We start from the raw sequence: 22,285 nt of genomic DNA, 5'->3' as shown, positions 1-22,285 counted from the left end.
CGTCGGGTCGTCAGTCCCAGGGCAGCGGGACGGCCGCGGCGGTCTCGCCGGCTCGTCGTCCGCCGGCGGGGACGACGAGCAGCCCGTCGGCCTCGGCCAGCCCGCGCAGCATCGCCGAGCTCTGGTGCGTCGTTGGGACCGCACCCGCACCCGTGGACCGGTACGCCAGGACGAGGGCGCCGGACCGCTCGTTCGGCACGTCGACGCCGAGCCGGACCACCGATGGCTGATCGACCGGGCGCCCCAGGAGCCCGGCCACCAGCGGCCCGCCGAACAGCACCATCCCGACCATGGCGGCCATCGGGTTGCCGGGCAGGCACAGGTGGAGCGTGCGTCCCCGGCGAGCCAGCAGCACCGGTCGGCCCGGCCGGACGTCGACGCGGTCGACGACGAGTTCCGCACCGATCCGTGCGAGCGCACCGCGGACGTGGTCGGTCGACGAACCGGCCGTCCCGCCGGTGCTCACCACGAGGCGCTCCGGGGCGTCGCCGAGGGCGGCGGCCGTCTCGTCCGCGCCGTCCGGCACGTGGACGGCCACGGTCGGATCGGCGCCCATCGACCGGAGGACGGCGGGCAGCGTGGGGGAGAAGACGTCGCGGACACGACCCGGGAGTGGGACGCCGCGCCCGACGACCTCGTCGCCGAGCACCGCCACCCGGACGGTCGGAGCCGGGGCGACGCGCGCCTCGTCGACGCCCGACGCAGCGGCGAGGGCGATCCGCGGCGGGGTCAGGACCTGCCCGGACCCGAACAGCAGTTCGCCCCGTGCGACCTCCTCCGCAGCGGGCCGGACGTGTCGACGGTGCGAGGCGGTGTGCCGGACGAGCAGCCCCGTCGCGTCGAGTCCGGCGTCCTCGGAGCGGACCACCAGGGACGTGCCCGAGGGGACGGGCGCCCCCGTGGTGATCGGACGCGCCGTGCCGGGAACCAGGGGTTCGACCGACGGCGCAGCCCCGGCGACGATCGGCGCACCGACCCGCCACGGTCCGTCGCCCGCCACGGCCCAGCCGTCCATCGCGGCACCGTCGTGCCCGGGGACGTCGCCGGGAGCGTCGAGCGGCGCCGCGAGCGTGCGACCGACGGCCCCGTCGAGCGCGATCGTCTCGGGCACGCCGAGGAGCTGGAGGCCCTGCCGGTGCGCCGCGTCCCGGGCGTCCAGCCAGGGCAGGAGTGAGCCCGTCACGCGTCCGACTGCTCGCCCCGCGCGGTGGCGAGCCGGGTCGCGGTGGCCGCGGCCTCGGTGACGTCGGCCGTCGTGCCACCGCGGAGCCCCGCCGCGTACCCGACCAGGAACGTCGTCAGCGGTGCGGCCGGCCGCGCCACCCCGTGCGCCGCGTCACGAGCGAGGTCGAGCACGACGTCGACGTCGAGCTCGAAGTCGGCGGGGAACCCGAGCGCCGCGGCGAGCTCTGCGGTCCATCCGGCCAGGACGTCGTCTGTGGTCATGGGGCCAGTCAAGCAGGATCGGTGAGACGGGCTGCGGCATCCGGATCGTCGACGTCCGCGCAGAGCGCCGAGGGCACGGCGACCTCGACCAGGTCGAGCGGAGCGAGGAGCCGCCGCATCGACGTGCCCGCCAGCGTCCCGGCGTCCGCTCGCACCGACTCCACCGCGTCCCGGAGCGCGGCCGTCCGGTACAACGCGAGCAGCGGCTGGCGTCGGCCGTCGTCGTCGACAGCGACGACGCCGTCCCGGAGTCCGTCGGTCGCCGTCGCGCTCGCAGCCTCGATCAAACGCGCGGCCGCCGCCTCGACCAGCCGTGCGGTCGCCGCCTCGGGGTGGACCAGGTCGCACGCCAGGACGAGGGTGAGCGGCGCGTGCACCGACACCGCCTCCAGCCCGGCGGCGATCGCGGCCACGGGACCAGCGAACGGCGGGTCCTCACGCGCACGGACCACCCGCGGGGGCAGCGCGTCGGCGTCACGCGGTCCGACCACGACGACCCGGACGGCGCTCGCCGCAGCCGCGACCGCGTGGTCCAGGAGCGTCGTGCCGCGAGCGCGCAGCGCCGTCTTGTCGATGCCGCCGAGTCGCGCTGCCCGCCCACCGGCGAGCAGGACGGCGTCGTACGGTTGGTGCACGGGGCCTCCTCGGGTCGACCTGCATCATGCCCCATGTGCGGCCCCGGTGCGGTGGGTCAGCCCCGCCGACCGGGACGGCGCAGCGGCCGGTGACCCCACCAGCCGAGCCCGTCGGCGTCCAGGTCGAGGTCGTCGATGTGCCGACCGAGCGGTTCGCCGATGTTGTGGTCCGCGACCTCCCACCCGAACTCCTCGGGCGTCGGCTCGTCGCCGGTCGTGTACACGTCGAGCCAGTCGACCGAGGTGCCGCGGTCGCGGATGACACCGACCCGCGGACCGCCGAACGGTGCCTCGTAGACCACCCGGAACCCGTCCTCGGTCGCCCAGGCGTCGTGGACCACCACGGAGCGGCCCTCGGTCGGGCCGCCGTCGCGCAGTTTCCGCAGACAGGCGAGGAGTGCGCGCGGACCCCACTCGTCCGACGCGGCCGACTCGAGGCCGGCGATCAGCTCGGCGTGGCGCTCGCTCGTCACCGCGTCACGCGCCCCGACGAGCACGGAACGGGCGGACGACGCTCACGAGCGCGGGCCGTTCGCCCGGTCGAGCCGATCGGCTGCTCGTCCCAGGAGCCAGTTCACGGCCCAGCCGAGCACACCGATGACCGGCAGCGCGAGGATCACGACGGTCCAGAGCACCTTCACGACGTCGCTCCGCCGTCGGTCCCGCCACACCTGCACCAGCGCGATCACGTCCAGCGCCAGCAGGACCAGCACCACCAGCACGTGCGTCCCACCCAGGTTCTCGAGCACGTCGTCCTCCCCTCGTCGCGGTGCGCTGCGCGGTGCGCTGCGCGGCCGTCCCAGGATAGGAGCGGGCACGGTCGGGGATCGTCCGTCCAGCGGTTGACATCACGGCCCACGGTCCACCGGCCCACGGTCCACCGGCCCACGGTCCACCGGCCCACCGCACCGGCTCACCGCGCCGACACACCGCTCCGGCCCGTCCCTCGATCCGTCCGTGCACGGGGCACCGGTGGCCCGTCGGTCACGCGGAGCAACGAGCCGCGGCCGCTCCGTCACCGCGCGTCACGGACGGACACGGTGCGACACAACCCTTCCGGCGGGCACGGCGCGGTGCCACGGTTCTCCGCATGGCGTACATCTGCTTGCTCCTCTCCGGCGCAGCGCTCCTGGTCAACGGCCTCACGCTCCTCGGACGCGTCCCCGGCCGGGACAGCGGCGTGTTCAACGTCCTCATCGGCGGCCTCCAGCTCCTGCTGTGCATCGCCGTCGCCGTCGCCGCAGACGGCTCCCTCCCCGCCCTGCTGTCCATCACGGGGACGTTCCTGTTCGGCCTGACCTACCTGTACGTCGGTCTCGATGCCCTCGCCGGCCTCGGGGCGACCGGACTGGGCTGGTTCTGCGGCTTCGTCGCGGCGGTCGCCGTCGCGTTCGCCGCCACGAACGTCGCGGTCGACCCGGTGCTCGCCGTCCTCTGGGCGACGTGGGCCGGGCTCTGGACGCTGTTCTTCCTGCTGCTCGCCCTGGGTCGTGACGTCGGCCGGTTCACCGCCTGGGCGCTCGTCCTCGCGAGCCAGACCACCACGACGGTGCCGGCGCTGCTCGGACTCGCCGGACGGTGGCCCGCCGGGGGCTGGTGGACCACCGGAGCGGTCGTGGTCGCGATCGCCGTGTTCGTCGGCGCCGCGGTCCTCGCACGACGGGCATCGCCCCGGTCGACCGCCGCGGCCGGCGTCGACGGTGCCACCCCGGTCGAGCACGTGGTCGCCGCGCCGACCGCCGCCGTCTGACGACAGCGCCGCGACAGCGACCCCGACCCCGAAGCCCGCCCCATCGCCCGACCCCGAACCCCGCCCCCACCGCCCGACCCCGTACCGGAAGGCACACCACCATGACCGACACCACCGCTGCCCGTCCCGCGACCGACGACGCCGTCGACTACGAGACCCTCGCCGCCCGCTTCCGACCGATCTTCGACCGCATCGCCGCCGGTGCCAGCGCCCGCGAGCAGGAGCGCCGCCTGCCCTTCGACGAGATCCGCGAGCTCGCCGCCGCCGGGTTCGGCGCCGTGCGCGTCCCCGTCCGGTTCGGTGGGGCGGGTGCGACGCTGCCGCAGGTGTTCCGCCTGCTCACCGAACTCGCCGCCGCCGACAGCAACATCCCGCAGGCCCTCCGCGGCCACTTCGCCCTCGTCGAGGACCGACTCGTCGCCCGCACGGGGGAGCGCGACGCGTGGCTCGAGCGCTTCGGCCGCGGGGAGATCGCCGGGAACTCCTGGACCGAGGTCGGTGCCGTCCAGATCGGTGACGTCATCACGAAGGTGACCCCGCAGGACGACGGTACGTTCCGGATCAGCGGCCAGAAGTACTACTCGACGGGCAGCATCTTCGCCGACTGGATCGACACGTACGCCGAGCGCACCGACACCGGGGAACGGGTCATCGCGATCGTCGACGCCCACCAGCCGGGTGTGACCCACGGCGACGACTGGGACGGCTTCGGCCAGCGCACCACCGGCTCGGGCACCAGCACCTTCACCGACGCGGTCGTCGCCGCCGACGCGGTCATCCCGTTCGACGACCGGTTCAAGTACCAGACCGCCTACTACCAGGCCGTGCTCCTCACGGTGCTGGCGGGCTCGGTCGTCGCCGCCGAACGCGAGATCGCCCTGCAGGTCCGGAGCCGCAACCGCGTGTTCTCGCACGGCAACGCCGACACCTTCGCGGCCGACCCGCAGATCCTGCAGGTCGTCGGTGAGGTCTCCGCCGCCGGCTTCGCCGCGTCGGCGATCGTCGACCGGGCAGCGGAGGCGCTGCAGGCCGCGTACGAGGGCACCGCCCTCGACACCGCCGAGGACGAGCGGCGCAACGACCGCGCGGAGCTCGCGACGGCGCAGGCGCAGGTCGCGCTCACCTCCCTCGCGACGACGGCGACGAGCCACCTGTTCGACGCCCTCGCCGCGTCCGGCGTGAGCACGACGAAGAACCTCGACCGGCACTGGCGCAACGCCCGCACCGCTGGCAGCCACAACCCGTGGGTGTTCAAGGCGCGCATCATCGGCGACCACGCCGTGAACGGCGTCGAGCCGCCGCGTGTCTGGGCGATCGGCGCGACGCGTCGGTAGTCCGAGCGCCGTCGGCCGGGTCGGTCAGAACAGGTTGCCGCCGCTGGCGACCTGCAGCGCGACGACCGCCCCGGCGAAGACGAGCAGCACGCCGACGAGCGTCGTCAGCGCGACGGGCCACCCCGTGCGTCGTCGGCCGCGGCGTGCGACCGACCCGGCGATCCCCACGACGAGGACGACCGCCGTGAGGACGAGGTGCCAGGCCTCGATGGTCGTGCCGACGTCCCCGTCGCCGGCGGCGCACCCCGGTGTGGGTTGCGCGCAGGCGGCGAACGCCAGCTGGCCGACGAGGACCGCGAACCACGCCGCCGGGCTCACGAGGACGGCCGCGCCGAGGAGCAGGACGGTGGCGACGAGGTCGCCCACGCCCGGCGCCGGCCGTGCGGGTCGCTCGACGGGTCGCTCGGGGTGCAGCTCCAGGTCGTCACCGGGATCGTCCCACCAGTCCTCGCGTGCCCCCACGTCCCCAGCGTAGGGGCAGGGTGTCGACGTGCGCCGACGGCGGACGGGAGGCGCGGGTCGGGCCCGCACCGCGCCTCCCGTCCGGGAGCGGGCCCGGCCGCACCCGCGACCGCCCGTGCAGCGACGCGGTCAGGCGCGCGTGCGCGGCAGGGCGACCTCGCGACGGTCGTCCCACGGTTCGGCCCAGCCGAGGCGGTCTAAGAGCGCGTCGAGGAGCATCGCGGTGAAGCCCCAGACGACGTGCTCGGTCCCGTCGGCGTCGATGGTGAAGGCGGGGCCGCGCCACTCCTGGCCGCCGCGTCGGATCACCGTCACACCCCGGTGGGCCGGGTCGAGCAGGTCGGCGACCGGGGCGCGGAACACCGCGGCGGACTCGGCCCGGTCCACGACCCGGACGGGGGAGGACTCGCGCCACCAACCGAGCACCGGGGTGACGAGGTGCCTCGAGAACGCGAGCGGCACCGGGGCGACCGTGCCGAGGACGTCCACGCCCGCGGGGTCGAGACCCGTCTCCTCGCGCGCTTCGCGGAGCGCCGCGTCGACCGCGTCGGTGTCCCCCGGGTCGACCCGGCCGCCGGGGAACGCAACCTCGCCGGGGTGTGCCCGGAGTGTGGCGGCACGGGCGAGGAGCAGGACGTCGAGTCCCCTGGACACCGCGGCGTCGGCGGCCGGACGGTCGCTCGGGACGTCGTCGAGCTCGCCGAACAGGATGAGGACGGCGGCGTTGCGTGAGGCGCTCGCCTCGGGCATGCCCGTCACGAGCGGGGCGGCACCGGGAGCCACGAGCGCGGACAGTTGCTGGCGCGCCGGGTTCACGCCGTCAGCCTAGGCGCTGGCCGCCCGCGCGGGCATCCGGAAGGCGTGGTCGGGGCCGCGTCCGGCGGGCTTCTCCGAGGCGGGGTCGGTACGTTCCGACACCACCGGGACCACGGCGGTCCCGCACCGACACTGCACGGGAGCACACCATGAGCGACACCGACGGCACCGCACCGAAGAACGACCCGGAGGGCACGCCGAAGCCGGACGGCCTCGGCGAGGACGGCACCATCCCCAACGAGCCCGACGGCCTCGCCGCCGGACACGCGGGCGACGACTCGCACTTCAACCCCGAGGAGGACGACGGCACGGAGTGAGCGCGGCGCGGGGTGGCCGACCGGCGGGTGACCTGGGACGATCGAGCATGGGGAATCGCCGGGGCACGCTGGTCACCGCCACGATCGGGATCGGGCTGGTGCTGGCGCTCGCCGGGTGCTCCTCGCCCGGGTCGGCCTGCGCCGACTACGGGCAGGGCAACACGGTGGACGTGGTCGTGCCCGACCACCTCGCGACCGCCGTCGAGTCCGTCGCCGTGTGCGTCGGTGCCGACTGCACGCCGGAGCGGGAGTCGGCGACGTCCGAGGTCGACGGCACGACCTGGACGGTCCCGGTCGAGCAGACGCAGGACGAACGCGGCCGTGTGGCGCTCTTCGACGCCCACGGTGCGAGGCTCGACGAGCGCGGGGTCGACCTGGCCTGGACGGACTACGGCTTCGGGGCGCCCCTGCAGTGCCGGGGGAGCGGTGTCGCCGAGGTCCGACTCGACTGACGGCCCGAGGTGCGGGCCGCACCGGACGGTGAGCTCGGAGACGCTCGGAGACTAGAGCACCCGCTCCAGCAGCCGGAGCGTCCCGGCGATGTCGACGTCCCGGTCGAGCAACCACTGCACCTGCAGGCCGTCGAACGCCGCGATGATGAGTGACGCCACCTGGTCGAGGTCCACGTCGCTGTGCCGGCCGGACGCCGTGAGCTCGTCGCGGAGCTGGCCGGCGAGCTCGGCCCTGGCCGTCGCGAACCGCCCCGCGAAGTACGACCGTGCCGTCTCGTTCCCGGGTTCGACCGAGGTCCCGAGGAGGGTCGTGTAGAGCGTCACCAGCGCGGGTTCGACGACGTTGCGGTGCGCGACGAACTCGAGCCTGGTGAACACGCCTGCGGTGTCGCCGAGTGCCCGGTTCGACGCCTCGTCGCGTTCCCGGAGCACCTCGACGAGCAGGGCTTCCCGCGACGAGAAGTAGTGCCGGAGGGCGGCGTGCGAGACACCGATCGCCTCGCCGATCGCCCGGAGCGAGGTGCCGTCGATGCCACGGGATGCCACGACCTCGAGCGTCTGGTCGAGGATCTCCTGCCGACGCTGCACGCCCTTGGCGTACGGGCCGCGGCTGCTGCTTCCGTCGGTGGAGGTCACGCGGCCAAACCTACCGGCAGCCCTGCGTTGCCGAAGAACGAGCGGAAAGTACCGCAACAAAAACTTCCGGTCGGAGGTTTTGGGTGCTACTGTCCCGATCACCTAGTAGGACTAGGGATTCAGACGGGCCCCGAAGCCCCTGTGACTCGAGGAGGAGTCATGTCGACACCGACGTCGAAGGAAGAACCCACTCGCGGCATCGCCGGGACCGCGTCCCCCGCGGTCACCGCAGCCGCCGGCGCCACCGCGACGGACGAGGCAGCAGCCTCCCGCGCCTTCTCGGTCGAGGGCATCACCCAGGCCGTCAGCTCCGTGCGCGTCGGCCGCGGCTACCTCTGGGGCCTGAGCTTCGCCCAGTTCGGCCTGTTCGTCGCCCTGCTCACGCCGGTGTTCGTGAGCATGTCGATCAAGGCGAGCGAGCTCAACCCGAGCAACCCGGAGTCGGTCGTGGGATCGGTCCTGCCGTTCGGCGCCTTCGGTGCCCTGCTGGCGAACCCGCTCTTCGGAGCCATCTCGGACCGCACCCGCACCCGCTGGGGTCGTCGTCGCCCGTGGATGATCGGCGGCGTCGTCGTCTTCGTCGGCGCACTCGCCTGGCTGGCCTTCTCGCCGAACCAGCTGCAGCTCACCCTGGCGTGGGTCCTCGCGCAGGTCACCGCCAACGCCGTGCTCGCCACGCTGACCGCGAGCTTCGCCGACAACGTGCCGGAGTTCCAGCGCGGCAAGGCGTCGAGCGTCATCGCCCTCGCCCAGAACATCGCGATCCTCGCCGGGCTGTACCTGGCCGTCTACCTCGTCGGCAACCTGCCCGTCCTCTTCATCGCTCCGGGCATCCTGGCGATCATCGCGATCGTGGTCTACGCCGTCATCGCCCGTGACGACCTGCCCACCACGCCGATCAAGCCGTTCAGCTGGATCAACCTGATCAGCTCGTTCTGGACGAACCCGATCAAGCACCGCGACTTCGGGCTCGCCTGGTGGGGCCGCTTCCTCATCACCTTCGGCACCTTCATGTTCACGACGTACCGCCTCCTCTACATGGAGGACCGGATCGGGCTCCCGCAGAAGGAGGCCGTCGGGGTCGTCGCGTTCGGTGTGCTCCTCTACACCGTCGCCCTCCTCGCCAGCGCCGCGCTCTCCGGCTGGGTGTCCGACCGTGTCGGCCGCCGCAAGGTGTTCGTCTGGAGCTCCACCGCCCTCACCGCGGTCGGCCTGGTCATCCTGGCGCACGTGGACACGGTCGGCGGGTTCTACTTCGCCGAGATCGTGATGGGCTTCGCCTTCGGCATCTACGCCGCGATCGACACCGCGCTCATCGTCGACGTGCTGCCCGACCCGGAGCGTCCCGGCAAGGACCTCGGCGTCATCAACATCGCGAACGCCCTGCCCCAGTCGCTCGCCCCCGCGGTCGGCCTGTTCCTCCTCGGCATCGGCGGTGGACAGAACTACACGCTCATGCTCTGGGGCGCCGGCGTCGCGGTCCTGCTCGGGGCCCTCGTCATCCTCCCCATCAAGTCGGTCAAGTAGCGCACTCAGTGCGTCAGCAGCCTGGAGGCGCGACCCGCGTCCGCAACGCGAGCCGCGCCTCCAGGCCGTCACCGCCACCCCGCGACGACGCGGGCAGAAAGGACCCACCATGGCTCCCGTCATCTCCCTGCAGCTCTACACGGTGAACGCCGCGCTGGAGCCCGACCTCGACGGCGGCGTCCGCCGCCTCGCCGAGATCGGCTTCGACACCGTCGAGGCGTTCGCGTTCGTCGGTCGATCCGCCGAGCTCAAGCAGGCGTTCGACGCCCACGGCATCACCGCGACGACCGGGCACGCCTTCCTCGTCGAGGAGACCATCCCGCTGCCGGACGGCAGCGTCATGACCGCCCCGTCGCACGCCGACACGTTCGCCGCCGCGAAGGAGCTCGGCCTCGAGATCGTCATCGACCCGTTCGTCGGGCCCGACCACTGGACCACCCGCGAGGGCGTCGAACGCATCGCTGCCAGACTCAACGCCGCCGCCGTGGAAGCCGCCGAGCACGGTCTGCGCGTCGGCTACCACAACCACGACCACGAGCTCCGGCCGCAGATCGACGGCCAGCCCGCGCTGCAGGTGCTCGCCTCGCTCCTCGACCCGGGCGTGGTACTCGAACTCGACCTCTACTGGGCATCTGCCGCCGGCATCGACGTCGTCGCGTTCATCCAGGAGCTCGGCGACCGCATCGTCGCCGTGCACGTCAAGGACGGCCCGATGCGCGAGGGCATCTCCACCGCGACGATCCCCACCGACCAGACCCCGGCCGGCCAGGGCGACGTCCGGCTCGCCGAGGCGCTGGCCGCGGCGCCCGCCCTCGAGTACGCCGTCATCGAGTTCGACGGCTACGACGGCGACGTCTTCGACGGCGTCGAACAGTCCTACCGGTGGCTCCGCGCCACCCTGAGCACGGAGGCGGTCTCCGCATGACCCGCACGGGCACGGTCGGCATCGGGTTCATCGGCGCCGGCATGATCAGCGAGCAGTACCTGTCGAACCTCACGCGGTTCCCCGACGTCGAGGTGGTCCGGATCGGCGACATCGACACCGAGCGCGCGGCGGCGTCGGCCGCGAAGTGGGGCGTCGCAGCGTCCGGTACCGGCGACGAGGTCCTCGCGGACCCGGACGTCGAGATCGTGATCAACCTCACGCTGCCGGCGACGCACGTCGAGGTCTCCACCGCCGCGCTCCGCGCCGGCAAGCACGTGTGGAGCGAGAAGCCGATCGGGGTCGACCGCGAGTCCGCAGCCGGGTTGGTCGCACTCGCCGAGTCGCTCGGGTTGCGGCTCGGCATCGCACCCGACACCGTGCTCGGCACCGGGTGGCAGACCGCCAAGCGGGCGATCGAGGCCGGCGCGATCGGCACACCGCTGACCGCGGTCACCAGCTTCCAGTGGCAGGGCCCCGACGTCTTCCACCCGAACGCGTCGTTCCTGTACGCGAAGGGCGCCGGCCCGCTGTTCGACATGGGGCCGTACTACTTCACCGCGCTCGTGCACCTGCTCGGGCCGATCGCCTCGGTCGTCGCGACCGGCTCCCGCTCGCGGGACACCCGGCAGCTGGTCGTCGGGCCGAACGCCGGCCAGGAGTTCCCGGTCGAGGTCCCCACGCACCTCTCCGTGCTGACGTCGTTCGAGCACGGCGGCAACGCGCAGTCCCTGCTCTCGTTCGACACCCCGCTGTTCCGGCACGGCGTCTTCGAGGTCAACGGCACCGAGGGCACGATCGTCCTGCCCGACCCGAACACCTTCGGTGGCGGCCACCCGATCCGCATCGCTCGGCGGCTGTCGAAGGACGTGTCGTTCCCGTTCGAGCAGGAGTGGGAGACCGTCCTCGACGCCGAGCCCACGGCCGGCCGGGGACTCGGCGTGCTCGACATGGCGCGGGCGATCCGCGGCGGCGGCGCACACATCGCGACGGGCGAGGTCGGGTACCACGTGCTCGACGCGATGGTCGCGGTGGAGGAGTCCGTCGAGCGCCGTGCGTTCGTCGAGGTCGCGTCCACCGTGGCGCCGATCGCATCGCTGGCGGAGGACTTCGACCCGTTCGCCCGCACGCTCGCCACGGAGCCGGCCGCCGTCTGACCCGCGCCGGTGCGCGACAGCAGGCGCTGCTCACGTTCCGTTGCGTGCGGAACGCGAGCAGCGCCTCCGGTCCGTCACCGGACGCCGTCCGTCGTCACCAGGGGACGACGCCGGCGTCCTCGAAGAACCCGCCCCGCGGGCCGTCGTCCGGCAGGGTCGCCAGCCGGACCGCGGTCGCCGCGCCCTGGGCCGCCGTCCGGTCGCCGGCGAAGTCGTTGAAGTCCGTCGCGACGAGTCCCGGGCACGCCGCGTTGACGATGATCGGGGTGTCCGCGAACGCACGGGCGTACTGCGTCGTGATCCCGTTCAGGAACGTCTTCGACGGCGCGTAGGCGGCCATCACCGGGCCCGGCTGGCGTCCGAGCGAGCCCATGCTGCTCGACGCGTTCACGATCCGCGGGGCGGGGGAGCGCCGGAGGAGCGGCAGCATCGCGTTCGTCACCCGGACCACCCCGTACACGTTCACGTCGACGACCTGCCGGACGACGTCGAGGTCGAGGGTCGTCGGGTCCTGCGTCCACGTCACCGGGTCGAACGGGCCGGAGACCCCGGCGTTGTTCACGAGCACGTCGAGTCGACCGAAGCGCTCCTCGACCTCGGCGGCCGCCTGCGCCACGCTCCGGTCGTCCGTCACGTCGATCCGGACCCCGTGCGCGTCGACGCCGCTCGCGCGGAGCCGGGAGACCGCCTTGTCGCGACCGGCGTCGCTCCGTGCCCCGACGAGCACCCGCATCCCCCTCGCGCCGAGATGCTCGGCGATCGCGTACCCGATCCCCTTGTTCGCGCCGGTCACCAGCGCGGTGGTCACATCGTCATCCATGGCTCGATCGTCCGCCCGGAGCGTCGGCGACGTCCAACACCGATCGGGTGGGTGGTGATACTCGCCGGGTATCGGACGGCGTAGGATCCGGGCATGGACGACGTCGAGACGCGGGAGCTCCGGTACTTCGTGGCCGTCGCCGAGGAACGGCACTTCGGTCGCGCAGCCGCCCGGCTCGGCATGGCCCAGCCCCCGCTGTCCCGGGCGATCCGGCAGCTCGAGGAGCGGATCGGCGTCCGGCTGTTCGACCGTGACCGCCGCGGGGTGGCACTCACCGAGGCCGGATCGGTGCTCCTGCGCGACGCTCCCGTCGCCCTCGACGCCGTGCGCGCGGCCGTCCGACGGGCCCGCCGCGCCGGGATGCCGGAGCAGCGCCTCGTCCTCGCGACGAAGGCCGGGTCGTCGCACGAGTTCCTGCAGGCGCTGCTCGACGCCGCTCCGGCGGACGTGCCGATCGACGTGGTCCTGTGCGAGATCGGCGAGCAGGCCGGGCTCCTGCTCGACGGGACCGCCGACGTCGCCCTCATGCACCGGCCGTTCGACGACTTCGCGGGCATCGACGCGGTCGACCTGTACTCCGAGCCGCAGGTCGCGATCGTCCCCGCATCACACCCGCTGGCCGATCGTCGATCGCTCATGATGGCCGAGGTGTCGTCGGTCCCGGACCTGCCGATGGCCAGGTGGCCGCTCGCCGACTGGACCTACCCGCCCGGGCCCGGCCCGGAGGTGCACTCGCAGTCGCAGCTGGCGCAGCTGGTCGCCCTCGGCCGGACGCTGCTCGTGATCCCCCGGTCGAGTCGCGCCTGGCAGTGGCCGGAGCACACCGCGGTGCCGGTGCTCGACGCGCCCGTCGCCACGACGGTGCTCGGGTGGCCCGCGGGACGGCGGAACCCGGCGGTCGTGCGGCTGGTGGAGACCGGACTGCGGATCGGCGAGGCGGCCGACGCGGTCAGCGCCTGACGGGGCCGGTCAGCCGCCGGAGCGCGGCCGGCGACGGCCGGGGCCGGTCAGCCGCGGCCGACGTGCTCCCGCAGGGCGACCACCACACGGTCGAGGAAGTCGTCGACCTCGTCCTGGCGGTAGCCCTCGCGGAACTTGGTCGGCCGGAAGCGCGCCAGGGTGACGTCCTCGGGCGTGAGGGGGTCGACCGGACGTCCGGACTCGTACCCGGCGAGGGTCGCCCGGACCCGGTCGAGGAAGTCGTCGACCTCGCCCTGGTCGTACCCTTCGCGCCACTTCGTCGGTGCGAACCGCACGTTCGTCACATTGCTCGCGAGCATGCGCTCCCCCTCGTACCGGACCATCTCCGGACCATCGCCGGCCCATCGCCGGCCTGTCGTGCCGGGACGAACCCCTCGTCCCGGCGTGCGCGACGATCCTCGCACACGTCACCCGGCGGGGGTGTCCGCCCAGAGCCGGTCGATCGGGACGTCGTGGCCGAGCACCGCCACGGCCGCGCGGTGCCCCGAGTACAGCGCTCCGGCCACCGTCGCCGGGTCGAGCGTCCAGGTCGCCTCGCCCGCCAGGTGCACGCGCCCCGCGATCGGTGTCGCGAGGTCGTCGTGGTCGTCCGTCGTCGACCCCGGCAGCATGTGCGCGTACGAGCCCCGGGCGAACGGGTCGTCCTGCCACGCCGTGACGAGCACCGAGGTCGGTGTTCCCACGGCATCGCCGTACAACCGGCGGAGCTGCTCGAGCACCGAGTCAGCGACCTGCTCCGTGCTCCAGCCGCGGATCGCCCTCGCGGCGGGCCCGGCGGCGAAGGTGAGCAGCGTCGGGACGCCGTCGAGCCGCGTCAGGTCGTACCAGGAGTGCCACCGGTGCCCGGCCGGCCCGAGCTGCCGGATCGCGTAGACGTCCTCGTCCCAGAACCGCTCCGGGAACCGCAGGACCACCTTCTCGAAGGCGTTCATCCGCAGTCGTCCGAGTGCTTCGCGGTGGCGTCCGGGCAGCGGCGGCTCGAGCACCAGGTCACCGGCCTGCAGCACCCCGACCGGGACCGTCACCACGACGACGTCGGCGTGGACGGTGCCCCGGCTGCTTGTCACGACGACGCCGTCGTCGCCGTGGTCGACCCGCGCGACGACGTGTCCGAGCCGGACGTCGAGCCCCGCTGCGAGGTGCGCGGGCAGGGCGTCGTACCCGTCCGGGAACACGACCTCGTCGCCCGCGATCGTGTCGTCGTCGAGCCCGTGCGCGGCGAGTTCGTCGCTCGCGACCCCGTACTGCTCCTCGCTCCGGTGCTCGAGGTGCTCGCGCACCCGCTCGGCCCGCTCGCCGTCCCACCCCTGTGCCGCGATCGCCCGGGCGACCACGTCGCGGTACGAGTCGTCCGGAGCGGACCGCTCGATCTCGTCGACCAGGTCGCGGTCGACGGTGTGCACGTCGGCGGCGAACCGGGCGGCTGCGCCGGCGTCGAGCCGACGGCCGTCCGGCCCGTGGTACGCGATCGGCCGGCTGTCGACCTGGTACCCGCCGACCGTGAACTCGACGGTGCGGATCCCGAACGCGGCGACGGCGTCGGCGACCGCGTTGTCCTCGACGCCGTGGATCCACGACGCACCGAGGTCGGTCACGAGCCCGTCGGTCCGGTCGGTGTGGACGCGTCCGCCGATCCGGTCGCGGGCCTCGAGCACGACGACCCGACGCCCGGCTCCGGCGAGCAGCCGAGCGGCGGTGAGTCCGGCGACGCCGGCACCGATCACGACGACCTCGGTCTCCTCCATGCTGGTGCTCCTCTCGGGACTGGATCAAGATTGACACAGCCAGGTGCGGAAATCGTCGCCAGGGTCTAGTTTCAGTGCTCGTATCCACAGAGTCGTGGAGCAACGGCGACGGTTTCCGTCGCCCGCCATCGAGAGAGCGTGGTGGTCATGCGAGACGAACGGGTCGTGACGGTGTCGACCGAGACGGTCGGTACCGAGAAGGGGCTGCGTCCGGGAGCCATCGGGTTGGTGGGCAGCGTCGTGATGGGCATCTCGTCCACCGCGCCCGCCTACAGCCTGGCGGCGAGTCTCGGACTGGTCGTGGCGAGCGGCGGTGCCCTGCTGGCCGGGGTGAAGGCGCCGGCGATCATGCTGCTCGCGTTCATCCCGATGTGGATGATCGCGGTGGCCTACCAGGAGCTCAACCGCGAGGACCCCGACTGCGGCACGACCTTCACGTGGGCGACCCGCGCGTTCGGTGCCGTGACCGGCTGGCTCGGCGGGTGGGGGATCATCGCCGCGGACGTCATCGTGATGGCGAACCTCGCCCAGATCGCCGGCTCGTACGGGTACTCGTTCGTCGGCGTCCTGACGAACGACCCGGCGATCAGCGCCCTCGGGAACAGCACGCTGTGGTCGACCGTGGCCGGGGTGGCCTGGATCGCGATCATGACGTTCATCTGCTACGTCGGCGTCGAGGTGTCGGCCCGCCTGCAGTACGTGCTGCTCGGCGTCGAGGTGCTCGTCCTGGTGATGTTCGCGGCCGTCGCGCTCGTCCGGGTCGCCACCGGCAACGGCGTCGAGGGCTCGATCACCCCGTCGCTGTCGTGGCTGTGGCCGAGCGGCATGGACTTCGGGTCGGTCATCGCGCCCGCCATGCTCACGGCGATCTTCATCTACTGGGGGTGGGACACGGCCGTCTCGCTCAACGAGGAGACGAAGGACCCGGAGAAGACCCCCGGTCGCGCGGCTGTCATCAGCACGGTCCTGCTCCTCGTCATCTACGCCCTCGTCTCGATCGCGGCGATCGCGTTCGCCGGCGTCGGCACGAAGGGCATCGGCCTCGGGGCACAGGGCAACGCCGACGACGTGTTCTCGGCGATCGGCCCGGCGCTCTTCGGCAACTCGTTCCTCGGGCACGCGGCGATGGCGCTGCTGTCGTTCTCGATCCTCACGTCGGCGTCCGCCTCGACGCAGACCACGATCATGCCGACCGCCCGCACCTCGCTCTCGATGGCGGTCTACAAGGCCCTGCCGTCCCACTTCGCCCGGATCCACCGCCGCTTCCTCACCCCGACCTGGTCGACCATCGGGATGGGCGTCGCGTCGATCGGCTTCTACGTGCTCTTCACCGTCATCTCGACGAACCTCCTCACCGCCCTGATCGGCTCCGTCGGTCTGATGATCGCGTTCTACTACGGGCTCACCGGCTTCGCGTGCGTCTGGGTCTACCGGCGCACGCTGTTCAGCACGGTCCGGAACTTCGTCATGCGGGGCCTCGTCCCGCTGCTCGGCGGGCTGACCCTCGCGGTCACGTTCGTCTACGGCCTCGTGCAGTTCGCCCAACCCGACTGGCTGCAGGGCGACGACGGGAAGGACGTCACGATCCTCGGCATCGGTGCCGTCGCCGTCGTCGGTGTCGGCGCGATCCTCATCGGGGTCGTGCTGATGGTCGTCTGGTGGGTCCGGTCGCCGGACTTCTTCCGGGGGCGGACCCTCACGAGCACGAGCAACATCCTCGTCCTCGACGTCCCGGGTGCCGTCCCGGAACCGACCGTCATCGCACCCGACTTCTCGAATCTGCCGACCGGCAGCATCGCGGTCGACGAGGAGACCGGCAAGCGGTTCCGCCGCACGAGGTCGCGGCGCGACGACGACTGAGGTCGCGCGCCGGGGCGATCGCGGCCTGCACCGCGACCGGTGACGGACGGGAGGCGCGGTGCCAGCCGGCACCGCGCCTCCCGTCCGTCGTCCGTGCGGTCAGAGGCGGTGGGACCGCCGGCGGCCGAGGACCGCGTCGAGCACGCGGGCGAACCGCGGACGCGGGCGGACGGGCTTCGTCTCGATCGAGCGGGTCGGGGCGCGGAGCGCGAGGTCGTGCAGCATGTTCCGCTTCGAGCCGTCCCAGTTCGCGAACAGGTACGCGCCACCGAGGAACGACAGGCTCCGCACCGGCGTGCGCTTCCACGAGTCGGCTGCGACGTAGTACCCGGCGTGGCCGGCGTGGATGTGCTGGATCACGGTGTCGACGTCGATGACGCTGGTGGTCGTCACGACGGCGGTGATGCCCGTTCGGTCACGGGCGACGTACTCGATGAGGTGTTCAGACACGCGGGCTCTTGGTCGGGTCGTGGGCCCGTCGGGGTCGGGGAGTACGACACGACGAGGCATGGCCGGAATCGTCGTTGCTCCCGAACCCAAGAATACGCCGAGAATGATGCGCGGGGCGAGGAGGAACCTGACCGGATGCGCACTCTGCACACCACCGGGGGGATCCTGTTCGCCGCCGTCCTGGCCGTCGTCCTGGCCGGGTGCAGCGGCGGGGAGGATGCGGACCCGACCGCCACCACGACCCGCACCGTGACCGCGACGCCGACGGCCGTGGCGGAGAGCCCGTCGTCGCCGCCGTCGTCGACCCCCACCCCGACGCCGACCTGCGGTCCGTCGAGCGGTGCCGAGGCCGCTGCCGGCCCGATCGCCGACCTGCCGCTGCCCGCCGGGCTCGAGGACGCGAGGTGGGACGCGGCGAACGCCGACACCGCCGGGTACGACGCCTGCGCAGCGCTGTCCTGGGTGACGGTGAGCGTCGAGCGAGCCACCGGCAGCTCGCCCGTCGCGATCCTGCTCTTCCACGACGGCCGGTACCTCGGCACCGCCACGAAGGAGCAGTACGGGTTCGTCCCCGACATCAGCCGGACCGACGCGTCGACCATCGCGGTGACCTACCACTACGCGAAGCCCGACGAGACGACGGCCGAGGAGAGCGGCCGGACGAACGCGACCTTCCGGTGGGACGAGGCCGCGGGGCGCGTGGTGATGACGGGGCAGACGCCGCCGGAGGGCTGACCGCAAAGCGCGCGCCGCCGCCGGGTGCTGCCATGCTGGACGCCATGCCGTTCCTCCGCACCGTCTGGCCCGGTGTCGCCCTCGCCGTGCTCATCGGGCTCGCCGCCACCGTCGTCGGCCGCGAGGTCCCGGTCGTCGGTGGTCCCGTCCCCGCGGTGGTGCTCGGCGCACTCGTCGGCTGGCTCGTGCGTCGGCGCCGGCAGCAGGAGGTCGGCGGCCCCGCGTCCGGCACCGGCGCGGCTGCCGGTGGTGACCTCGGCGTCCTCCAGCCCGGCGTGAAGTTCGCGTCGAGCCGGGTCCTGCAGCTCGCGGTCGTCCTGCTCGGCGCACAGCTCTCGATCGCCGAGGTGCTCCGGATCGGCGGCGAGACCCTGCCGGTGATGCTGACGACCCTCGTCGTGTGCCTCGCCGCCGCGTGGGGGATCGGTCGGCTGCTCCGCGTGTCCGGTGCGCTCCGCACGCTGATCGGTGTGGGCACCGGGATCTGCGGCGCCTCGGCGATCGCGGCCGTGACCCCCGTGATCGGCGCGGTCAGTGCCGACGTCGCCTACGCGATGTCGACGATCTTCCTCTGCAACATCGCGGCCGTGTTCGTCTTCCCGCTCGTCGGGCACGCGCTCGGGCTGTCGCAGCACGCCTTCGGTGTCTTCGCGGGGACCGCGGTGAACGACACCTCGTCGGTCGTCGCCACGGCGACGGTCTACGGTCGCCAGGCGACCGACACGGCCGTGGTCGTGAAGCTGGTCCGGACGCTCATGATCATCCCGATCGTCCTGGGGCTGGCCGGCCTGGAGGCGCGGCGCACCTCCCGTGCGCAGCAGGCGTCCGCCGACGACCAGGGTCGCGCCGGGGGCGTCCGCGGAGCCGGCGTGTTCCGCCTGGTCCCGTGGTTCCTCGTCGGCTTCCTCGTGGTCGTGCTCCTGCGCACCGTCGGGGTGCTGCCGGCCGCTGCGGCCCCGGGGTTCTCGACCGCCGCGACGTTCCTCATCACGGTGGCCCTCGCCGCGATCGGCGTCTCGACGGACTTCGGCGCACTCCGACGGGCGGGGTTCCGGCCGATGCTGCTCGGTATCGCGCTGTGGGTGCTCGTCGCGGGCACGAGCCTCGGCGCGCAGGCGGTGTTCGGCCTCCTCTGACGGGTCCCCTGCCGGGCCTTGCCCCGATCCGACCCATCGTTTATCGTTGTTATCGATGTTCGATGGTATCGATGATCGACAAGGGAGAAGGACATGAGCGCACCCGTCTACGAGCCGCCGCGGGGCTCGCGGTCCTACCTCGCCTACGTCGTCGCGTGCGCGGTCGGCGTCGCGTGGGTCGTGTGGTGGTACGTCGCGGACCTCGTCCACTCGGTCCGCGACCGTGTCGTGACGGTGCCGGTGCGCATCGACCCGACGACCCGGGTCCCGCAGCCGCCGGGGGGCACGACGGTCCAGGCGACCGAGCTCACGATGCGCGTCCGGACGACCGACGTCCCGGCCGGGGCCCTCGGGTTCATCCGCGTGGGGGACGCCGTCGAGGTGGTCGCCGTCGCGGCCCTCATCGCCGCCGTCGCCGCGGTCGCGTGGCAGATCAGCCGGGGCGGGCTCTTCGACCGTCGGACCACGCGGTTGCTCGACTGGGTCGCCGGGCTCACCATCGTGGCCGGTTTCCTGCCGGACTTCGTTCGCCGGATGGGCTGGAACTGGGTGGTCGCCGGGCTCGGGTGGGACGGCAGGCTCCCCACGCCGCTCGTCGACCCGCAGTACGTGCCCGTCTACCTCGGCGTGCTCCTGGTGACCTGCTTCCGGTTCGCCCTCACCGCGTCGCAGCGGATGGTGCGCGACCAGGCCGGACTCGTCTGATGCCGCCGGAGGAGGACGGCCACCGGGTCGTCTGCCACCTCGACGACCTGCTCGTCGCCCGTGGGATGTCCCTGACCGAGCTCGCGGACCGGGTCGGCGTGACCGTCGTGAACCTGTCGGTGCTGAAGAACAACCGGGCCCGGGCGATCCGGTTCTCGACGCTCACGGCCCTGTGCGAGGCGCTCGACTGCCAGCCGGGCGACGTGTTCTCCGTGCGACGGTCCTAGCCGACCGGTCACACCACCCGCGAGTCGATCACCGCCCGGTCGCCCCGGTACCGCGAGAACCCGTACTCCACCGGGGTGCCGTCGGCCAGGCACATCAGCCGTTCGATGTGGAAGATCGCCTGACCGGGGTCGATGTCGAGCAGGTCGGCGGTCCACTGGTCCGCGTTCACCGTGCTGAGCAGGAGCCGACGGGCGACCGGCCGCTGCCCGACCCGACGGACGAGCACGTCCGGCACGTACTCGGTGAGGGGCTCCGACACGAGGTCCGGGAACCGCTCGCGCGGCACCCAGCTCGTCCGCACCCGGCTCGGTTCCCCGTCGAACGAGATGAGGCTCTCGACGAAGTACGCAGCGCTGCCGTCCATCTCGAGGTTCCGCCGCACGGTCTCCGGCGCCGGGACGAGCTGCACGCACAGGTGCACGATGCTCAGGCGGGGCGAGTCGAAGATGCTGCCGCCGGCGGTCTCGCCGTAGATCGTGACCTCCTCGGTGGTGCGGGCGAGGCTCACCGAGGCCACCGGGCGCACCCCGAACGTGCCGGAGCGCGGGGCCCGGGTGAGCAGCCGCTGCTCCTTGAGCAGCGTCAGTGCCGCGCGCAGGACGTTCCGCGTCGTGCCGTACAGGTCGAGGAGCTCCCACTCGTACGGCAGCGGTCCGGCGAACCGACCGGCGACGATGTCGGCGCGGATGAGGTCGGACACCTGCCGGGCCGCGTCGGAGCGTCGGTTGAACCCGATCCAGTGCCCGGGCGCGACGTCGCCGACGCCCATGTCCGTCCACGGCAGCACGGGACGGCGTCCCGTCGGCTCGTCCAGCCGGTCGTCCGGCGCGACGTCGGTCACGAGACCACCCCCACGGTCGTGGTGTCGCCGGTCCACCCGGCCCACCGGAGGAACTCCCGGGCGAGACGCACCGGGTAGTCGGGTGCCTGGATGTCGATGGACACGAACACCCGGCGGTAGAAGGTCGGGCCGCCCAGCAGGTCGACGGCGATCCCGAGGTCGACGTCCGGCCGCAGGTCGCCGGCGTCCATGGCGCGCTGCAGCATCGCGTTCACCCGGACGCGTCGGTCGAGGTGCCACGCGGCGACCGCCTCGGCGACCCGGGGCTCGTGCGAGGCGGCCTCCACGATGAGCGGAAGCGCCCGTCCGACCGGGGTCGCGACGAGCGCGTGCACCCAGCCGCGCGTGAGCCCGAGCACGCCCTCGTCGATCGGCGCGTCGAGTTCCGTCGGGATCGTCTCCTCCATCAGGCGGATGACGGTCTCGGTGAGGAGCACGTCCCGGCTCGGCCACCGCCGGTAGATCGTCGCCGCCCCCACGCCGGCGGCGTCGGCCACCGCCCGGATCGTGAACGCCCGCGGGTCGCCCTCGGCGAGGATCGCCACGCACGCCACGTACACGGCCTCGTCGACCGCCGCACTCCGCGGCCGTCCGCGGACCGGTGCCGCGGTGCTCACGCGGCGCTCCAGTGCGCGAGCACCCGGTCGATGCCCCAGACCTCGCCGATCTTCGCCTGGATGTCGAACAGGTTCGCCTCGTGCACGCTCGGCAGCCGGTCGCCGACGGCCTCGCGCACGACGATCGGCACGAACCCGTGCTGCATCGCGTCGGTCGCGGTCGCCCGGATGCAGCCGCTCGTCGACAGCCCGGCGATGAACAGCGTGTCCACCCCGCGGGCCACGAGGTCCGCGGCCAACGAGGTCCCGAAGAACGCACTCGGGTACTGCTTCGGCACCAGGGTGTCCCCGTCGACCGGGGCGAGCCCCGCGATGAAGGCGCCCGTCGAGGTCCCCGGTAGGTAGGCGGCGAGCGCGGGCACCTTCCGGAAGAACACCCCGGCGTTCGACCCGTCGGCCGACAGCGCCATCGTCGTGACGGCGACGTGCACGCCGGCCGCCCGCGCCGCCCGGGTGAGCTCGCGCATCCGCTCGACGGGTTCCTCGACCCCCGCGTACAGCCCGCACGCCGGGTCGACGTACGCCCGGACCGGGTCCACGACGACGAGCGCCGCCCGCCGGCCGGGTTCGAGGGCGCCGGTGTACCCGGCCGAGGCGTAGTCGTCGTGGTCGTCGCTCATGCGGTCCTGCTTCCGTCGTGCGTGGGGCGGTGGTGGTCCAGGAGGCGCGGTGCGGCCCCGTCGGGTCGGCCGCCGCTCCGGCGGCCGGTGCGG

27 protein-coding genes and 2 pseudogenes are annotated in these 22,285 nt (G+C 73.0%); 13 read left to right on the top strand and 16 right to left on the bottom strand.

Features of this window, described 5'->3' with window-relative positions; all coding sequences use genetic code 11:
* Positions 1-10: 10 nt before the first annotated feature.
* The 5 genes from ACIQUC_RS13855 to ACIQUC_RS13835 are packed head-to-tail and all read right to left on the bottom strand — an operon-like array spanning position 11 to position 2,830.
* Positions 11-1,183: a molybdopterin molybdotransferase MoeA gene (locus ACIQUC_RS13855; RefSeq protein ID WP_402267916.1), complete on the bottom strand. Its 1,173-nt coding sequence runs from the start codon at positions 1,181-1,183 to the stop codon at positions 11-13.
* Entirely contained in the window at positions 1,180-1,446 is a 267-nt protein-coding gene (locus ACIQUC_RS13850; RefSeq protein ID WP_031262690.1) for a DUF6457 domain-containing protein, read from the bottom strand. The genes ACIQUC_RS13855 and ACIQUC_RS13850 overlap by 4 nt, the downstream gene beginning before the upstream one ends.
* 8 nt (positions 1,447-1,454) lie before the next feature.
* Entirely contained in the window at positions 1,455-2,081 is a 627-nt protein-coding gene (locus tag ACIQUC_RS13845; protein ID WP_402267913.1) for a molybdenum cofactor guanylyltransferase, read from the bottom strand.
* A gap of 56 nt (positions 2,082-2,137) precedes the next feature.
* Positions 2,138-2,554: a hypothetical protein gene (locus ACIQUC_RS13840; RefSeq protein WP_402267910.1), complete on the bottom strand. Its 417-nt coding sequence runs from the start codon at positions 2,552-2,554 to the stop codon at positions 2,138-2,140.
* 42 nt (positions 2,555-2,596) lie between these two features.
* A complete protein-coding gene (locus tag ACIQUC_RS13835; protein ID WP_402267908.1) occupies positions 2,597-2,830 on the bottom strand; it encodes a PLDc N-terminal domain-containing protein in 234 nt (77 codons plus the stop codon).
* A 341-nt stretch (positions 2,831-3,171) separates the two neighbouring features.
* Between ACIQUC_RS13835 and ACIQUC_RS13830 the strand changes: the two genes are divergently transcribed.
* Positions 3,172-3,831: an AmiS/UreI family transporter gene (locus ACIQUC_RS13830; protein WP_402267906.1), complete on the top strand. Its 660-nt coding sequence runs from the start codon at positions 3,172-3,174 to the stop codon at positions 3,829-3,831.
* Between the two features lie 101 nt (positions 3,832-3,932).
* Entirely contained in the window at positions 3,933-5,165 is a 1,233-nt protein-coding gene (locus tag ACIQUC_RS13825; RefSeq protein WP_402267903.1) for an acyl-CoA dehydrogenase family protein, read from the top strand.
* A gap of 24 nt (positions 5,166-5,189) precedes the next feature.
* On the opposite strand, the gene ACIQUC_RS13820 is transcribed toward ACIQUC_RS13825, so the two are convergent.
* Together ACIQUC_RS13820 and ACIQUC_RS13815 are read right to left on the bottom strand one after the other, a co-directional pair.
* Positions 5,190-5,627 (bottom strand): hypothetical protein, encoded by a 438-nt coding sequence (locus tag ACIQUC_RS13820; protein WP_402267901.1) that lies wholly within the window; start codon positions 5,625-5,627, stop codon positions 5,190-5,192.
* A 129-nt stretch (positions 5,628-5,756) separates the two neighbouring features.
* Entirely contained in the window at positions 5,757-6,377 is a 621-nt protein-coding gene (locus tag ACIQUC_RS13815) for an NUDIX hydrolase (RefSeq protein WP_402268023.1), read from the bottom strand.
* A 215-nt stretch (positions 6,378-6,592) separates the two neighbouring features.
* Between ACIQUC_RS13815 and ACIQUC_RS13810 the strand changes: the two genes are divergently transcribed.
* Both ACIQUC_RS13810 and ACIQUC_RS13805 read left to right on the top strand, forming a co-directional pair.
* Positions 6,593-6,760 carry a hypothetical protein gene (locus tag ACIQUC_RS13810; protein WP_022906506.1) on the top strand — a complete coding sequence of 56 codons (168 nt, stop codon included), beginning with the start codon at positions 6,593-6,595 and terminating at the stop codon, positions 6,758-6,760.
* Positions 6,761-6,807: 47 nt separating this feature from the next.
* On the top strand, positions 6,808-7,212 hold the full coding sequence (locus tag ACIQUC_RS13805) for a hypothetical protein (RefSeq protein ID WP_402267898.1): 405 nt from the start codon (positions 6,808-6,810) through the stop codon (positions 7,210-7,212).
* Positions 7,213-7,263: 51 nt separating this feature from the next.
* Here the strand turns inward: ACIQUC_RS13805 and ACIQUC_RS13800 are convergent, their stop codons facing one another.
* Positions 7,264-7,848: a TetR/AcrR family transcriptional regulator gene (locus tag ACIQUC_RS13800; RefSeq protein WP_402267895.1), complete on the bottom strand. Its 585-nt coding sequence runs from the start codon at positions 7,846-7,848 to the stop codon at positions 7,264-7,266.
* 159 nt (positions 7,849-8,007) lie between these two features.
* On the opposite strand from ACIQUC_RS13800, the gene ACIQUC_RS13795 reads away from it, so the two are divergent.
* From ACIQUC_RS13795 to ACIQUC_RS13785, 3 genes are all read left to right on the top strand, one after another.
* Entirely contained in the window at positions 8,008-9,375 is a 1,368-nt protein-coding gene (locus ACIQUC_RS13795; RefSeq protein ID WP_022906503.1) for an MFS transporter, read from the top strand.
* Between the two features lie 109 nt (positions 9,376-9,484).
* Complete coding sequence (locus ACIQUC_RS13790; protein WP_402267892.1) at positions 9,485-10,300, top strand: sugar phosphate isomerase/epimerase family protein; 816 nt, start codon at positions 9,485-9,487, stop codon at positions 10,298-10,300.
* On the top strand, positions 10,297-11,454 hold the full coding sequence (locus ACIQUC_RS13785) for a Gfo/Idh/MocA family protein (RefSeq protein WP_402267889.1): 1,158 nt from the start codon (positions 10,297-10,299) through the stop codon (positions 11,452-11,454). Before ACIQUC_RS13790 ends, ACIQUC_RS13785 begins: the two co-directional genes overlap by 4 nt.
* 94 nt (positions 11,455-11,548) lie before the next feature.
* On the opposite strand, the gene ACIQUC_RS13780 is transcribed toward ACIQUC_RS13785, so the two are convergent.
* Positions 11,549-12,274 carry an SDR family NAD(P)-dependent oxidoreductase gene (locus ACIQUC_RS13780; protein WP_402267886.1) on the bottom strand — a complete coding sequence of 242 codons (726 nt, stop codon included), beginning with the start codon at positions 12,272-12,274 and terminating at the stop codon, positions 11,549-11,551.
* Between the two features lie 93 nt (positions 12,275-12,367).
* Between ACIQUC_RS13780 and ACIQUC_RS13775 the strand changes: the two genes are divergently transcribed.
* Complete coding sequence (locus tag ACIQUC_RS13775) at positions 12,368-13,234, top strand: LysR family transcriptional regulator (RefSeq protein WP_402267884.1); 867 nt, start codon at positions 12,368-12,370, stop codon at positions 13,232-13,234.
* Between the two features lie 68 nt (positions 13,235-13,302).
* Here ACIQUC_RS13775 and ACIQUC_RS13770 read toward each other — a convergent pair.
* The 3 genes and pseudogenes from ACIQUC_RS13770 to ACIQUC_RS13760 all read right to left on the bottom strand — a co-directional run.
* A pseudogene (locus ACIQUC_RS13770) lies at positions 13,303-13,392 on the bottom strand (DivIVA domain-containing protein); the annotation flags it as partial.
* A 66-nt stretch (positions 13,393-13,458) separates the two neighbouring features.
* A pseudogene (locus ACIQUC_RS13765) lies at positions 13,459-13,554 on the bottom strand (DivIVA domain-containing protein); the annotation flags it as partial.
* A 108-nt stretch (positions 13,555-13,662) separates the two neighbouring features.
* Positions 13,663-15,000, bottom strand: a complete 1,338-nt coding sequence (locus tag ACIQUC_RS13760) for a flavin monoamine oxidase family protein (RefSeq protein ID WP_402267881.1) — start codon at positions 14,998-15,000, stop codon at positions 13,663-13,665.
* Positions 15,001-15,147: 147 nt separating this feature from the next.
* Here ACIQUC_RS13760 and ACIQUC_RS13755 point away from each other — a divergent pair, with 147 nt between their 5' ends.
* Positions 15,148-16,860, top strand: coding sequence for an APC family permease (locus ACIQUC_RS13755; RefSeq protein ID WP_402267878.1), 1,713 nt, complete (start codon positions 15,148-15,150; stop codon positions 16,858-16,860).
* A gap of 99 nt (positions 16,861-16,959) precedes the next feature.
* Here the strand turns inward: ACIQUC_RS13755 and ACIQUC_RS13750 are convergent, their stop codons facing one another.
* On the bottom strand, positions 16,960-17,310 hold the full coding sequence (locus ACIQUC_RS13750) for a hypothetical protein (RefSeq protein WP_402267875.1): 351 nt from the start codon (positions 17,308-17,310) through the stop codon (positions 16,960-16,962).
* A 135-nt stretch (positions 17,311-17,445) separates the two neighbouring features.
* On the opposite strand from ACIQUC_RS13750, the gene ACIQUC_RS13745 reads away from it, so the two are divergent.
* From ACIQUC_RS13745 to ACIQUC_RS13730, 4 genes are all read left to right on the top strand, one after another.
* Positions 17,446-18,045, top strand: a complete 600-nt coding sequence (locus ACIQUC_RS13745) for an LppP/LprE family lipoprotein (RefSeq protein WP_402267873.1) — start codon at positions 17,446-17,448, stop codon at positions 18,043-18,045.
* A gap of 44 nt (positions 18,046-18,089) precedes the next feature.
* On the top strand, positions 18,090-19,181 hold the full coding sequence (locus tag ACIQUC_RS13740) for a YeiH family protein (RefSeq protein WP_402267870.1): 1,092 nt from the start codon (positions 18,090-18,092) through the stop codon (positions 19,179-19,181).
* A gap of 93 nt (positions 19,182-19,274) precedes the next feature.
* Positions 19,275-19,886 (top strand): hypothetical protein, encoded by a 612-nt coding sequence (locus ACIQUC_RS13735; protein WP_402267867.1) that lies wholly within the window; start codon positions 19,275-19,277, stop codon positions 19,884-19,886.
* Complete coding sequence (locus ACIQUC_RS13730; protein ID WP_022906813.1) at positions 19,886-20,113, top strand: helix-turn-helix transcriptional regulator; 228 nt, start codon at positions 19,886-19,888, stop codon at positions 20,111-20,113. The genes ACIQUC_RS13735 and ACIQUC_RS13730 overlap by 1 nt, the downstream gene beginning before the upstream one ends.
* Before the next feature lie 8 nt (positions 20,114-20,121).
* Here ACIQUC_RS13730 and ACIQUC_RS13725 read toward each other — a convergent pair whose 3' ends face one another.
* Genes ACIQUC_RS13725 through ACIQUC_RS13715 form a run of 3 tightly spaced genes read right to left on the bottom strand, consistent with a single transcriptional unit; the run spans position 20,122 to position 22,192 of the window.
* A complete protein-coding gene (locus tag ACIQUC_RS13725) occupies positions 20,122-20,955 on the bottom strand; it encodes a GntR family transcriptional regulator (protein WP_402267864.1) in 834 nt (277 codons plus the stop codon).
* The gene (locus ACIQUC_RS13720) at positions 20,952-21,572 is read right to left on the bottom strand and encodes a TetR-like C-terminal domain-containing protein (protein WP_022906815.1); all 621 of its coding nucleotides are present in this window, start codon (positions 21,570-21,572) and stop codon (positions 20,952-20,954) included. Before ACIQUC_RS13720 ends, ACIQUC_RS13725 begins: the two co-directional genes overlap by 4 nt.
* Positions 21,569-22,192, bottom strand: a complete 624-nt coding sequence (locus tag ACIQUC_RS13715; protein ID WP_402267861.1) for an isochorismatase family protein — start codon at positions 22,190-22,192, stop codon at positions 21,569-21,571. The genes ACIQUC_RS13720 and ACIQUC_RS13715 overlap by 4 nt, the downstream gene beginning before the upstream one ends.
* Positions 22,193-22,285 lie beyond the last annotated feature (93 nt).

Origin of the sequence: Curtobacterium sp. NPDC098951 (genome assembly GCF_044759965.1) — a bacterium.
Classification (GTDB): domain Bacteria; phylum Actinomycetota; class Actinomycetes; order Actinomycetales; family Microbacteriaceae; genus Curtobacterium.
Note: the sequence above shows the minus strand (reverse complement) of the source record. Positions and strands in the feature narration are given on the sequence as shown.

Coding starts and splice junctions, on each gene's coding strand:
- ACIQUC_RS13730 (WP_022906813.1), top strand. CDS start 19,886: ATGCCGCCGGAGGAGGACGGCCACCGGGTCGTCTGCCACCTCGACGAC.
- ACIQUC_RS13830 (WP_402267906.1), top strand. CDS start 3,172: ATGGCGTACATCTGCTTGCTCCTCTCCGGCGCAGCGCTCCTGGTCAAC.
- ACIQUC_RS13745 (WP_402267873.1), top strand. CDS start 17,446: ATGCGCACTCTGCACACCACCGGGGGGATCCTGTTCGCCGCCGTCCTG.
- ACIQUC_RS13775 (WP_402267884.1), top strand. CDS start 12,368: ATGGACGACGTCGAGACGCGGGAGCTCCGGTACTTCGTGGCCGTCGCC.
- ACIQUC_RS13795 (WP_022906503.1), top strand. CDS start 8,008: ATGTCGACACCGACGTCGAAGGAAGAACCCACTCGCGGCATCGCCGGG.
- ACIQUC_RS13760 (WP_402267881.1), bottom strand. CDS start 15,000: ATGGAGGAGACCGAGGTCGTCGTGATCGGTGCCGGCGTCGCCGGACTC.
- ACIQUC_RS13810 (WP_022906506.1), top strand. CDS start 6,593: ATGAGCGACACCGACGGCACCGCACCGAAGAACGACCCGGAGGGCACG.
- ACIQUC_RS13780 (WP_402267886.1), bottom strand. CDS start 12,274: ATGGATGACGATGTGACCACCGCGCTGGTGACCGGCGCGAACAAGGGG.
- ACIQUC_RS13805 (WP_402267898.1), top strand. CDS start 6,808: ATGGGGAATCGCCGGGGCACGCTGGTCACCGCCACGATCGGGATCGGG.
- ACIQUC_RS13740 (WP_402267870.1), top strand. CDS start 18,090: ATGCCGTTCCTCCGCACCGTCTGGCCCGGTGTCGCCCTCGCCGTGCTC.
- ACIQUC_RS13715 (WP_402267861.1), bottom strand. CDS start 22,192: ATGAGCGACGACCACGACGACTACGCCTCGGCCGGGTACACCGGCGCC.
- ACIQUC_RS13850 (WP_031262690.1), bottom strand. CDS start 1,446: ATGACCACAGACGACGTCCTGGCCGGATGGACCGCAGAGCTCGCCGCG.
- ACIQUC_RS13735 (WP_402267867.1), top strand. CDS start 19,275: ATGAGCGCACCCGTCTACGAGCCGCCGCGGGGCTCGCGGTCCTACCTC.
- ACIQUC_RS13755 (WP_402267878.1), top strand. CDS start 15,148: ATGCGAGACGAACGGGTCGTGACGGTGTCGACCGAGACGGTCGGTACC.
- ACIQUC_RS13815 (WP_402268023.1), bottom strand. CDS start 6,377: ATGCCCGAGGCGAGCGCCTCACGCAACGCCGCCGTCCTCATCCTGTTC.
- ACIQUC_RS13790 (WP_402267892.1), top strand. CDS start 9,485: ATGGCTCCCGTCATCTCCCTGCAGCTCTACACGGTGAACGCCGCGCTG.
- ACIQUC_RS13785 (WP_402267889.1), top strand. CDS start 10,297: ATGACCCGCACGGGCACGGTCGGCATCGGGTTCATCGGCGCCGGCATG.
- ACIQUC_RS13825 (WP_402267903.1), top strand. CDS start 3,933: ATGACCGACACCACCGCTGCCCGTCCCGCGACCGACGACGCCGTCGAC.